The organism is Luteibacter sp. 329MFSha (assembly GCF_900111665.1).
Taxonomy (GTDB): Bacteria; Pseudomonadota; Gammaproteobacteria; order Xanthomonadales; family Rhodanobacteraceae; genus Luteibacter.
The window spans coordinates 265,370-276,684 of sequence record NZ_FOJE01000001.1; the positions used below are offsets into that span (position 1 = coordinate 265,370).

The following is an 11,315-nucleotide window of genomic DNA, read 5'->3' on the forward strand; positions in this document are numbered from 1 at the left end:
TCAGCTGACGATCACGGGCGTGCGCAGCAATACGTCGCCGAGCGTCAGCGCGACCATGATGGCGATCCAGATCACGCCGAAGGCCAACGCGAATCGTGACGCCGGGCCGCTGCGCCGCAGCCTCATGAAGAAGAACAGGACGATCGAGGCCTTCAGCGCGGCGATGGCGGGTCCCGCGAACACGTTGAACGCGCCGAGATGAAGACGGGCGATGCCGATGCTGGCGACCAGGAGGATCGCCAGCCCGGCGAGCGCGGCGACGTGTGCTCCGAACGATGGCGGTCGCTCGCTCATGCGCGACCCACCAGGTAGTACAGCGGGAAGACGAAAACCCAGACGATGTCGACGAGGTGCCAGTACAGCGCCGACACCTCGAGCGCGTTGTGCGACTCGGGGAGGAAATCGCCACGGCGGGTCCGCCAGGCCATCACGCCAAGGAGCACCACGCCGATGGCGACGTGCAGCCCATGGAAGGCTGTCGTCACGTAGTAGAGCACGAAGAACAGCTGCTCCTGCGCGGCGAGGCCGCCCACTTCCTCGTAGCGGAAGCCCGGTATGACGGCGGCCTTGTAATCCGCGTGGTACTCCGCCGCATGGATGCCAAGGAACACGAGGCCGAGGACCGCCGTGAGGACGAGCAGCCACGCCGCGAGGCGCCTGCCGCCTAGCTGCACGTCGCGCAGCGCGAGAGCCACGCTGAAGCTGCTGACGAGGAGGACGCCCGTTTCGACGCCGCCCCACAGGAGATCCGTGTGCCGGCTGCCGGAGGCGAACGCGTCCGGCCACAGCGTCCGCAGGATGGCATACGCGGCGAACAGCACGCCGAAGAACAATATCTCGGTGGCGAGGAACGCCCAGATGCCCAGCGTGGCGGCCTCTCGCTGCTGCGCCACGTCGTCGAAGGGTTCCGCGGTCCGGGCCCGCCTGATGTTCATGGATGCACGTACGCGTAAGGACCGCCGGTGACCACCGGCACATCGTCGAAGTTGTCCGTCGGCGGCGGGGAGGAGGTTTCCCACTCGAGCCCGCTGGCCTTCCACGGATCGGCGGGAGCGCGCGCGCCGTGCCGGAAGGACCATAGGAAATAGCCGACGGGAAGCAGGTAGGACGCGGCGAGCAGGACCGCACCGGCCGACGACAGCACGTTGAGCAGCGCGAATTCCGCGGGATAGGTGTGGTAACGGCGTGGCATGCCTTCCGCGCCGGCGAGGAACTGCGGGAAGAAGGTCAGGTTGAAGCCGAGGAACATCAGGATCGCGGCGAAACGCGCCCAGGCCTCCGAGTACATGCGGCCGGTGATCTTGGGCCACCAGAAGTGGATGCCGCCGAGGTAGGCCATCACGGCGCCACCCACCATGATGTAGTGGAAGTGCGCCACCACGAAATAGGTGTCGGTGAGGTTGACGTCGAGCGCGGTGGCTGCAAGGAACAGCCCGGTGAGTCCACCGAGCAGGAACAGGCCGACGAAGCCGAGCGCGTAGATCATCGGCGCGCCGAAGGTGATGTCGCCCTTGTAGAGCGTGGCGGTCCAGTTGAAGACCTTGATCGCCGACGGTACCGCGATGATGAAGCTGAGGATCGAGAACACGATGCTCGCGTACATCGACTGCCCGGCGACGAACATGTGGTGGCCCCAGACGAGGAAGCCGACGATCGCGATGCCGATGATGGACCAGACCATGAAGCGGTAGCCGAAGATCTTCCGCCGCACGCTGGCGGTGATCAGCTCGCTCACCACTCCCATGGACGGCAGCACCATGATGTAGACGGCCGGATGCGAATAGAACCAGAAGAAGTGCTGGAACAGCAGCGGGTCGCCGCCGAGCGCGGGATCGAAGATGCCGACGCCCAGCAGGCGTTCGGCCGCGATCAGCGAGAGCGTCATCGCCAGCACGGGCGTCGCGAGCATCATCACCAGCGACACGCCGTACATCGACCAGACGAACAACGGCAGGCGGAACCAGGTCATTCCCTCGGTGCGCAGCGTGTGGATCGTGACGATGAAGTTCAGGCCCGTGAGGATCGACGAGAAGCCGACCACGAAGACGCCGACCACGGCCAGCATGACGTGCGAGTTCGAGAACATCGTCGAGAACGGCGTATAGAACGTCCAGCCCGTATCGACGCCGCCCAGCAGCAGGCATGCGACGGTGAAAAGTCCGCCGATGACGTAGAGGTACCAGCTGAAGAGGTTCAGGCGCGGAAAGGCGACGTCGCGGGCGCCGATCATGAGAGGCAGCAGGAAGTTGCCGAGCGTCGTGGGAATGGAGGGAATGAGGAAGAACCAGACCATCACCACGCCGTGGAAGGTGAAGGCCTTGTTGTAGGTATCGGCGGTCATGACGTCGCCGGCGGGTGTCGCCAGTTCCAGCCGGATGAGCGCCGCGGCGATGCCCCCGAGGAAGAAGAAGAACGTGATCGATACCGCGTAGAGGATGGCGATGCGCTTGTGATCGTGCGTGGACAGCCACGACCACAGCGTACTGCCGTCCGTGAGGTAGCTGGGCGGTGCGTGCTTAGCGTGACGCATGCGGTGTCTCCCTGGCCGTGCCGCGGACCTTCAGGTACGCCACGAGGGCGAGGATGTCGCTCTCGCCGATGCGACCCTTGTAGCTCGGCATCAGCGGTGCGTAGCCCGCCGCGACTTCGCGGGCGGGGAGGGTGATCGCGTCGTGCAGGTAGCGTTCGTCGGCACGGACCTGGCGGCCATCGGCGAGCGGGACGGTGCTGCCATAGAGTCCGTCGAGACGCGGCGCATGGACCGACGAATGGTCGGCGTGGCAGCCGGCACAGCCGTAGCGGGTGAACAGTTCGCGCCCACGGTCGACGAGCGATCCGTCGGCATGGGCGGCGAGCCAGCGGGCGTGCGCGGCCGGCGTACCCACCACGACCGCGCCGCCCATGCGCGAGTGATCGGTGCCGCAGAACTCGGCGCAGTACAGGTCGTAGGTGCCCGGGCGCGTCGGCGTGAACCATAGCTCGGTGTACCGGCCTGGCAAGACGTCCTGCTTCACGCGGAACGCCGGGATCGACACGTCGTGGATGACGTCCTGCGAAGTCATGACAAGCCGCACGGGCTGTCCCTGGGCGACGTGAAGGATGCCGATCTCACGCTGGCCATCGGGATGCTGGAACTCCCACATCCATTGCTTGCCCACGACGTAGATCGTGGTGGCGTCGGCAGGCGGCGTGCGCATGTCGACCCAGAGCAGCGCGCTCCACACGAAGATGCCGAGGAACATCGCGAAGGGCACGAGCGTCCAGGTCAGTTCGATCCCCAGCTCCCGGTGCGATTCGCCGCTGCGATCGACGCGGCGCCCTCGCCGGAAGCGCACCGCGAAGACGATCATGGTGACGAAGACGCCGATCACCACCGCGACGGACAGTCCGAGCATCGTGTAGAAAAGGCCATCGACACGGCCGGCGAGACTGGATGCCTGCGGCGGCATCATGGCGACCTCCTGCGCAACCACCACGCGCCTGCCGCCATCGCGACCACGAAGAACGAGCCCAGCACCATCATCAGTCGCGTGACCAGCACGCTGTATTTGCCTGTCGACGGGTCGTAGTGCTGGCAGAACAGCACGAGGCGATCGATCACCGTCCCCAGCCGGCCGCCGGACGCCTCCACGAGGGCGAGCCGCAGCGACGCGGGGTCGTGATCGACGCCGAAGAAGTACCGGGAGACGCGGCCGTCCGGAGTCACGATCGTCAGTCCGGCCGGATGCACGTATTGGCCGTCGCGTGGATCGCGGAAATAGCGGAACCCCACAGCGTGCGTCAGGGATTGCACGGTCGACGGCGCGGTCGTCGCCAGCGTCCATGCGTCGACCCGCGCGTGCGGGTCCATGGTCGCCAGCATGTCCCGGGCCGAGCGCGCATCCGCGGTCGTTTCGTCCTGCGCGATGCTCACGAACACGATCCGGTAGTCCTTCGCGGGGTCGAGCGGCATCGTCGCCGCGGCGCGTGCCAGGCCATGCAGGGTGAGGTCGCACAGGTTCGGGCACCGGTAGTAACCGAACGCGAGCGCCAGCGGCTTACCGTCCGCGATGGACGCGAGCGAGCGCGTGCGTCCGTCGGCATCGGTGAGGCGCGCCTCCATGGGCACCATCGCGCCGAGCCGCTGATCTAAGCCGGCGCGGGCAGCGAGGTCGGGGGGCGGCGGTGTCGAAGCGCCCGTGACGCGCGGCGCCAGCGCCGCGAGCGCGAGCGCCGCGGTCAGCACCGTGGCGCGAGCGAGCGCGATGCCCACGCGACGGCCTCTCATCGTACGTCCTCCGTTTCGGGTGGCTGTTTCGCCATCAGCTCCATGGCGCGCTCCACCGGGATGCGTGCGATGCCATGTTCGCGATCGACCCAGCCCCAGTAGTCGGCGTTGCGCTGCGCGTGGCGGTAGGTCGCGAGATCGCGCGTGGGATCCGGTTGCAGGCGCGGTTCGGGCGGCCGGTGCACATGCTGGAGCACCGGCGGCGCCCAGCTTCGCCAGAGGACGAAGCACACCACGAGCACGACGAGCAGCGCCGCGAGCAGCGTCGCGCCGGACCAGACGATGCGCCGCGTGTCGAGGTCCTGTCGCTGATGGCTCATGGCATCACCAGCCAGGCGAGGTGGCCGAGTTGACCGACCAGCATCGACAGCGCGGCGGCCCGCAGGATGCCGGCCTGCTCTTTCGCGCGCCGCGCGAGGAGCAGGACGAACGGGACGGCCAGATGGAAGACGGCCGCGGCGATGACCACGGCACCCCAGGTATCGCGTGTCCTCGGCAGGTACCAGCGTGCTTCGTACGGCAGGTCGGCCGACCAGGCGGTGAGGTAGTCGACGCCGGCGAGGTACGCCCAGCCGAGGCACAAGGCGAAGAGCAGCGCACCGATGTCGCGCCGGGTCGTCGCATCGGTTTCGTCGCGTGGCGTGGCCGCCACGGCGGTGGCCATGGCGAGCACGAGCTGGCCCAGCGCGACGACGAGGCCCATGGCGGCTGAACGCCAGTCCGGGGAGAGCGAGACGATCCAGTCGTTCGCGAACACCGTGCACGCGACGAACCAGAGGATGAGGCTGCCCGCCGGTGCGCGCGCCAGCATCGCCCAGGCCAGACCCCACGCGACGAAACATCCCACGGCGCGTCCGGCGAGGAACGGGTAATTCAGGTACCAGCGGCGCGCGTCGTCGACGTGGCCGTGCATCCAGGGAAAGACATGCGCCGCCCCGATCAACAACGGCAGGCCCACCATCGCTGCAAGCGGCAGGAGCGCGCGGAGCATGCGCCAGCGCGGCGCGAGCACGTCGCCCCACGCGCCGCCGGTGAGCCGATGGATCGCGCTCCAGGCGATGGCGCCGGCGCTCGCGCCGGTGAGGCCCAGCCAGAACACGAGCCATGCGTGCGCCATCATCGTGCGCCTCCGCTGCCGGGAAGGTCGCGCAGGCGCGCGAGGTCCGACGGTTCCAGGCGGTCGACGGAGGCATGCCGGCTGAACTGCAGTGCGCGGATGTACGCGACGATCGCCTGCCGATCGACCGGCGCGACGCGATCGCCGTACGGATACATCACGCCCCAGCCGTGCGCGATCACGTCGTACAGGTGGCGATCGTCCGCGCTGCGCAATCGCGGCTCGTGATAGCTCGGCGGCGCGGGAAAACCCCGCTGCACCACCATGCCGTCGCCGTCACCGCCCGTCCCATGGCACGGCGCGCAGTAAACCGTGTACCTGTCGCGCCCGCGCTCCAGCAACGCCGGCGTGATCGCCGCCGTTGCGGGCATCGACGCGGTTCCGCTCGTCGGCACCGTGCCCGGCGGCGGTCTGCGTGTCGCCACATGGTCGTCGAACCGCGCGGCGTCGCTCCCGCTGCGATACGCCGACGGTGCGTACATGTCGTGCATGCCGCGCTCGCAGCCGCACAACAAGAGCGCCACCGCGACACCCATGAGCCAACCGCGCGCGCTCACGACGGGACCTCCGCGTGACGCATGGGATCGAGTGCCGCGATGTCGCGCGCGGTGCCATGCGCGTCCCAGCGCGGGTCGTCGGCGCGCACGAGGAGCAGGAATCCGTCGCGGCTGGCCTCTTCGAACCAGGCGACGTGGAAGACAGGCTGATAGAGGGCGGGGAAGCCGCAGCCGACGAGGAAGGCGATGTAACCGGCGACCACCGCGCCGAGGATGGCGACCTCGAGGGCGGAGGGAACGAACGCGGGCCAGCTCGCGAGGGGCCGGCCGCCGACATCGAGCGGATAGTCCACCGCCGCGGCGTAGTACTGGAGCAGGAGCAGCGCGATGCCACCCAGGACGCCGCCGGCGAGCATCGCCCGCGGTATCCGGCGCGGTGGCGGTCCGAGCTTTTCCATCAGTCCGTCGACGGCGTAGGGCGTGAAGGCTTCGAGGCGCGTGTAGCCACGCTCGCGCAGCGCGTCGACCGCGGCGGAAAGCGCGTGGGCGTCGCGAACCTGCAGGAGGCGGCCATGGACGCTCATGCGCGCCTATCCACGAGCTCGGCGGCGTGCCGGCGCAGTTCGACGATCGACAGGACGGGCATGAGGCGAACGAACAGGAGGAACAGTAAGGCGAACAGGCCGATCGACCCGGCCAGGAACGCCGCGTCCCACCACGTCGGATAGAACATGCCCCAGCTCGATGGCAGGTAGTCGCGGTAGAGGCTGGTGACGATGAGCATGAAACGCTCCATCCACATGCCGGCCAGCACCAGCGCCGCGATCACCAGCAGCGCGGGCGTGCTCCGGCGCACGCGGGGCCACCACAGCGCCTGGATCGCGACGCTGTTGCAGGCGATGGTCAGGCCATAGAGCCAGGCGTAGGCGCCATGCAGGCGGTTCGACTGCACGGCGAGCTCCTGCGGATCGCCGCCGTAATACGCGGTGAACGCTTCCGCGGCGTAGCCATAGGTGACGACGAGGCCGGCGGCGAGCATCAGCCTGGCCAGCTTGTCGAGATGTCCGTCGGTGATGAAGTCGCCGAGCGCATAGGCGCGGCGCAGCGGCACCGCGAGCACGATGACCATGGCCGTGCCGGAGAACAGCGCCCCGGCCACGAAGAACGGAGGGAACAGCGTCGAATGCCAGCCCGGCAGGAGTCCTTCCGAGAAGTCGAGCGCCACCATGCTGTGCACCGAGAACACCAGCGGTACCGCCAGGCCGGCGAGGATCTTCGTCAACGTCGCATGGCGCTCCCACTCCCTGGCTTCGCCCCGCCAGCCCAGCGCCAGCAGACCGTAGAACACCTGCTGGCCTCGTCGCCGCGCGCGGTCCCGTACCGCGGCGAGGTCGGGAACCAGGCCGACGTAGAAATAGAGCAGCGAGACGACGACGTAGGCGCCGATGGCGAAGAAATCCCAGACGAGCGCGCTGCGCCACTGCGGCCAGAGTCCCATGCGATCCGGGTAAGGCGCGAGCCAGTAGGAAAACCAAGGGCGCCCGAGGTGCAGCACCGGGAACAGCGCCGACACGGCGAGCGCGAACACGGTCATCGCCTCCGCGAAGCGGTTGAGCGCGGAACGCCAGCCCTGCCGCGTGAGGTAGAGCGCGGCGGAGATGAAGGTGCCGGCCATGCCGATGCCGATCCACCACACGTAGTTGGTGATGGCGAAGCCCCAGGCCACGGGCATGGCGATGCCCCAGACGCCCACGCCGCGGACGAGCAGCACCGCGATGGACGCCGCGAGCAGGGCCGTGAGCGCGCAGGACACGGCGAACGCGACTTTCCACGCCGTCCCCGCGCGCCGGTGCAGCACGATGCCGGTCACGATGTCCGTGACCTCGGCGGGCGTGGCGGGGTGGGCGGGTTCGCGGTCGCTCATGCGTCCCTCCAGTCGGGCGCCGGGTTGCGCAGCGCGGCGAGGTAGGTGGTCCGAGGGCGCGTGCCGAGCTCGTCGAGCAGTTCGTAACGTCGCGGAGAATCGCTGGCGCGCGCCACGGCCGACGCATCGTCGCCTCTGTCGCCGAAGACGATGGCGCGCGTGGGGCAGGCGTCCTGGCACGCGGTGGTGACCGCGTCGCGCGCGATGGGCTGGCCGTCGCGATCCGCGGCGATGTGGGCGCGCTGGATGCGCTGCACGCAGTACGTGCACTTCTCCATGACGCCCCTGGCCCGCGCCGTCACCTCGGGATTGCGCATCGCCTTCAGGCTCTCGTTCGCGAAGTCCGCGTACTGGAGGAAATTGAATCGACGCACCTTGTAGGGGCAGTTGTTGGAGCAGAAGCGCGTGCCGATGCAGCGGTTGTACACCTGCAGGTTCAGTCCCTCGCGATCATGCACCGTCGCCTCCACGGGGCAAACGACTTCGCAGGGCGCATGCTCGCAATGCATGCAGGGCACCGGCTGATGGTAGGTGCGGGGCGCGCTGGCAGCCCCCTCGTGATAGCGATCCACGCGGATCCAGTGCATGCGACGCCCGCGCGCCACCTCGTCGCGGCCGACCACCGGAATGTTGTTCTCGGCCTGGCAGGCGATGGTGCAGGCGTTACATCCGATGCAGGCGTTGAGGTCGATGGACATGCCCCAGCGGTAGTCGCCGCCGGGTTTCTCCGGGTACAGGCTGGCGTGCGGCTCCGGAGCCGGAAACGCCGGCGGCCGGTCGGGTGTGCCGCTACGCACGATGTCGCGCCGGCCCATGTCCTGGTGCGCCTGCGTCAGGGCAAGCGATGACCGTCCGTCGAGTCGCGTCAGGCGGATGTCGCCGGACCACCATGCGCCGTCGCCATCGCGCAGCGCATAGGCGTCGTGACCATGGCCTTTCGCGATTCCATGGCGTCGCCCGTAACCGAGCGTGAGAGTGATCGTGCCCGCGGCCTGTCCCGGCACGACGAGCACCGGCGCGTCGAGGGACCGCCCCTTGCTCTCGATGCGGATCATGTCGCCATCGCGCAGACCGCGTTCCCGGGCGAGCTCCGGGGATAGCCAGGCGGCGTTTTCCCACGCCAGCGTGGTCACCGGCCGGGGGAGCTCCTGCAGCCACGCGTTGTGGGCGTGGCGTCCATCCCAGAGGTGATCGTCCGGACGGAACACGACTTCCAGCTCCCTTGCGTCAGCCATCGCAGGAGTGCCGGCGACGGAGGCGACGTTGGAGGGCGGCCGGGACACGGGCGCGAAGGAGGCATCCACGACGCCCGTGCGGAGCGCTTCCGTCCAGGCGTCGTCGTCGAGGGCTCTCCAGGTCGCACGGACGCGCGCGAGCGGATCGTCGGACGCGTCGCCCAGAAGCAGGTCGATCACGTCGTGCGCCGAGCGTCCGTCGACGAGCGGCGCGACGATCGGCTGCACGATGCTCGCGGTCCCCTCGACCGAGCGCAGGTCGGACCACGTCTCGAAGGGATGCAACGCGGGGAGGTGCCAATGCGCCGCCTCCGCGGTCTCGTCACGATAGCGTCCCAGGTGCGCGACGCGTCGCACGCCCGGCAGCGCGGCGGCGAACCCGGGGGCCGTCATCACGGGGTTCGCGTCGAGGATCACGAGGGTATCGACGCGTCCCGCGCGCATGTCCTCGATGAGCGCGGAGGTCGTGTCGGTCGCCTGATCGTCCCGTGCGAGGTAGCGCAGCACGGATCCGCTGTTGCCGAGCCCGTCGTTGATGGCGCGGACCAGCGCGTGGACATCGTTCGCGACGCGCGGACCGGCGAGCACGGCCCCCGCGCCCGCGTGCGCGCGCAGGTCGTTCGCGATGATGTCGACGCGCTCGCGCGTGGCCGCGTCGAGGGCGGGCATCGCGACGTCGACGCCCGTGGCCGCCGCCAGCGCCGTGGCGATCGTGGCGATGTCCGCCGCCGCCACCGGCCATGCGTGGTCGGCGTTGCGGCCGGTCAACGATGGCGACGGTTCGATCGCGTAGAGCCGCGACATGCCGGCCGGATCCGCGCGTCCCGCCGCGAAGTCGCGCGCATGGCGCACATGGCCGGGCAGGGTACCCAGGATATCGGCGTCGAGCGTGACGACGACCCGCGCCTTTGCGAGGTCCGGCCAGGTGCCCGTCGGGCGTCCCGCCGCCGGCTCGTGAACGTGCCAGCACGCGTGCGGGTAGCGGGCGAGCAACGCGTCGCGCTGCCGGGCGAGCGTGGGCGAGTCGATTCCGCCCGAGAGCACGCGCAAGCCGTCGCCGCCGCTGGCGAAGCGGGAGCGCAGCGTGGCCATGTCGCTTTCGAAGGCGGACCAGCTCGCCGCCGCGCCGTTCGTGCGCGGGGCTTGCGAGCGGGCCGGGTCCCAGAGGTCCAGGATCGACGCCTGCATGCGCGCGTCGCTGCCGCCGTGACTGGCCGGATGCCGGGGATTGCCATCGACCTTGATGGGCCGTCCATCGCGCAGTTCGACCAGCACCCCGACGACGTCGCCTCCCGTGGCGAGCGCGGTCGCGTAGCGCGCCGTCTCGGGCGGTGCGTCGTCGGCGCCGCCGACCTGCGGCACGATCCGCTCGGGCGGCGGCCCCGAACAGGCTGCGAGACCCGCGAAGGCGATCGACGCACCCAGCAGACGCAGGAATCCACGACGGTCGAGCGACGGTTCGATGTCCGCGAGTTGCGGAAACGCCTCGGCGATCAACGGGCGGCGCGACGGATCGGCGACCAGTTCGTCGAGCGAGCGCCAGAATCGCGGCGACCCCGGTGCCGGCAACGCGTCGCGGAGCTCGGTCATCGCGCTCATCGGTGGCACACCGAGCAATCGGTGAGTCGGCGCCGATCGATGCGATACGCGTCCACCAACGCCATGCCGAGCCGTTCGTCGTCGCCCGGCTGCCTGTCGTCCATGGCGAACACCTCGTCGTGCGGGCGCACGAAGCGCTCGGGATGGCGATGGCAATCGAGGCACCACCTCATCGACAGCGACGCGACGCGCCGCGTCAGTGGCATGCGGTCGACGCGACCATGGCACGAGAAGCAACCCACGCCCTTGGCGACGTGGATCGAATGATCGAAGTAGACGAACCCGGGCAGGTCGTGCACGCGCATCCAGCGCAACGGAATGCCGGTACGCGCGCTCTCGCTCAACGGGGCGAGCACCGGCTGGTTCGTAAAAAGTTGCGAGTGGCACGTCATGCATGTCGAGATGGAAGGCATGCCGGCCGATGCCCGCGTCTCCACCGTCGCGTGGCAGTAGCGGCAATCGAGCCCGACTTCGCCGACATGGTGTTGATGACTGAAGGGCACCGGCTGCTCCACGGCTTCGTGTTCCCCATGCGGCTCCGCGGTAAGCGCGCGCCACGCCGCCACCAGGCCGACAACGACGACCAGCAGCGCGAGCATCGTCAGCTTCGCGTAGAGACCGGATCGCGGGTGGAAGATCTGCGCCATTTCCTCCTCGAGGTCCGGTGTAGCGCGTC

The 11,315-nt window shown here is 69.1% G+C and carries 12 protein-coding genes; all 12 read right to left on the reverse strand.

What is annotated here, in order from left to right:
• From BMW54_RS01210 to BMW54_RS01265, 12 genes are read right to left on the reverse strand one after another with little or no spacing between them, the layout of a single operon-like run.
• Nucleotides 1–294, reverse strand: coding sequence for a cytochrome C oxidase subunit IV family protein (locus tag BMW54_RS01210; RefSeq protein ID WP_090052274.1), 294 nt, complete (start codon nucleotides 292–294; stop codon nucleotides 1–3).
• On the reverse strand, nucleotides 291–935 hold the full coding sequence (locus BMW54_RS01215) for a cytochrome c oxidase subunit 3 family protein (protein WP_090052276.1): 645 nt from the start codon (nucleotides 933–935) through the stop codon (nucleotides 291–293). Before BMW54_RS01215 ends, BMW54_RS01210 begins: the two co-directional genes overlap by 4 nt.
• Nucleotides 932–2,530: a cytochrome c oxidase subunit I gene (gene ctaD / locus BMW54_RS01220; RefSeq protein ID WP_090052278.1), complete on the reverse strand. Its 1,599-nt coding sequence runs from the start codon at nucleotides 2,528–2,530 to the stop codon at nucleotides 932–934. The genes BMW54_RS01215 and ctaD overlap by 4 nt, the downstream gene beginning before the upstream one ends.
• Nucleotides 2,517–3,452, reverse strand: coding sequence for a cytochrome c oxidase subunit II (coxB, locus tag BMW54_RS01225; protein ID WP_090052279.1), 936 nt, complete (start codon nucleotides 3,450–3,452; stop codon nucleotides 2,517–2,519). Before coxB ends, ctaD begins: the two co-directional genes overlap by 14 nt.
• Complete coding sequence (locus BMW54_RS01230; RefSeq protein ID WP_090052280.1) at nucleotides 3,449–4,267, reverse strand: SCO family protein; 819 nt, start codon at nucleotides 4,265–4,267, stop codon at nucleotides 3,449–3,451. The genes coxB and BMW54_RS01230 overlap by 4 nt, the downstream gene beginning before the upstream one ends.
• Nucleotides 4,264–4,587 carry a hypothetical protein gene (locus BMW54_RS01235; protein WP_090052281.1) on the reverse strand — a complete coding sequence of 108 codons (324 nt, stop codon included), beginning with the start codon at nucleotides 4,585–4,587 and terminating at the stop codon, nucleotides 4,264–4,266. Before BMW54_RS01235 ends, BMW54_RS01230 begins: the two co-directional genes overlap by 4 nt.
• Nucleotides 4,584–5,387 carry a hypothetical protein gene (locus BMW54_RS01240; RefSeq protein WP_090052282.1) on the reverse strand — a complete coding sequence of 268 codons (804 nt, stop codon included), beginning with the start codon at nucleotides 5,385–5,387 and terminating at the stop codon, nucleotides 4,584–4,586. Before BMW54_RS01240 ends, BMW54_RS01235 begins: the two co-directional genes overlap by 4 nt.
• A complete protein-coding gene (locus BMW54_RS01245) occupies nucleotides 5,384–5,941 on the reverse strand; it encodes a c-type cytochrome (RefSeq protein ID WP_254778995.1) in 558 nt (185 codons plus the stop codon). Before BMW54_RS01245 ends, BMW54_RS01240 begins: the two co-directional genes overlap by 4 nt.
• On the reverse strand, nucleotides 5,938–6,465 hold the full coding sequence (locus tag BMW54_RS01250; protein ID WP_090052283.1) for a DUF3341 domain-containing protein: 528 nt from the start codon (nucleotides 6,463–6,465) through the stop codon (nucleotides 5,938–5,940). Before BMW54_RS01250 ends, BMW54_RS01245 begins: the two co-directional genes overlap by 4 nt.
• Nucleotides 6,462–7,805: an NrfD/PsrC family molybdoenzyme membrane anchor subunit gene (nrfD, locus tag BMW54_RS01255; RefSeq protein WP_090052284.1), complete on the reverse strand. Its 1,344-nt coding sequence runs from the start codon at nucleotides 7,803–7,805 to the stop codon at nucleotides 6,462–6,464. The genes BMW54_RS01250 and nrfD overlap by 4 nt, the downstream gene beginning before the upstream one ends.
• A complete protein-coding gene (locus BMW54_RS01260) occupies nucleotides 7,802–10,630 on the reverse strand; it encodes a TAT-variant-translocated molybdopterin oxidoreductase (protein ID WP_254778997.1) in 2,829 nt (942 codons plus the stop codon). The genes nrfD and BMW54_RS01260 overlap by 4 nt, the downstream gene beginning before the upstream one ends.
• Nucleotides 10,631–10,635: 5 nt before the next feature.
• Nucleotides 10,636–11,286, reverse strand: a complete 651-nt coding sequence (locus BMW54_RS01265) for a cytochrome c3 family protein (protein WP_090052286.1) — start codon at nucleotides 11,284–11,286, stop codon at nucleotides 10,636–10,638.
• Nucleotides 11,287–11,315 lie beyond the last annotated feature (29 nt).

Coding starts and splice junctions, on each gene's coding strand:
- BMW54_RS01210 (WP_090052274.1), bottom strand. CDS start 294: ATGAGCGAGCGACCGCCATCGTTCGGAGCACACGTCGCCGCGCTCGCC.
- BMW54_RS01215 (WP_090052276.1), bottom strand. CDS start 935: ATGAACATCAGGCGGGCCCGGACCGCGGAACCCTTCGACGACGTGGCG.
- ctaD (WP_090052278.1), bottom strand. CDS start 2,530: ATGCGTCACGCTAAGCACGCACCGCCCAGCTACCTCACGGACGGCAGT.
- coxB (WP_090052279.1), bottom strand. CDS start 3,452: ATGATGCCGCCGCAGGCATCCAGTCTCGCCGGCCGTGTCGATGGCCTT.
- BMW54_RS01230 (WP_090052280.1), bottom strand. CDS start 4,267: ATGAGAGGCCGTCGCGTGGGCATCGCGCTCGCTCGCGCCACGGTGCTG.
- BMW54_RS01235 (WP_090052281.1), bottom strand. CDS start 4,587: ATGAGCCATCAGCGACAGGACCTCGACACGCGGCGCATCGTCTGGTCC.
- BMW54_RS01240 (WP_090052282.1), bottom strand. CDS start 5,387: ATGATGGCGCACGCATGGCTCGTGTTCTGGCTGGGCCTCACCGGCGCG.
- BMW54_RS01250 (WP_090052283.1), bottom strand. CDS start 6,465: ATGAGCGTCCATGGCCGCCTCCTGCAGGTTCGCGACGCCCACGCGCTT.
- nrfD (WP_090052284.1), bottom strand. CDS start 7,805: ATGAGCGACCGCGAACCCGCCCACCCCGCCACGCCCGCCGAGGTCACG.
- BMW54_RS01260 (WP_254778997.1), bottom strand. CDS start 10,630: ATGACCGAGCTCCGCGACGCGTTGCCGGCACCGGGGTCGCCGCGATTC.
- BMW54_RS01265 (WP_090052286.1), bottom strand. CDS start 11,286: ATGGCGCAGATCTTCCACCCGCGATCCGGTCTCTACGCGAAGCTGACG.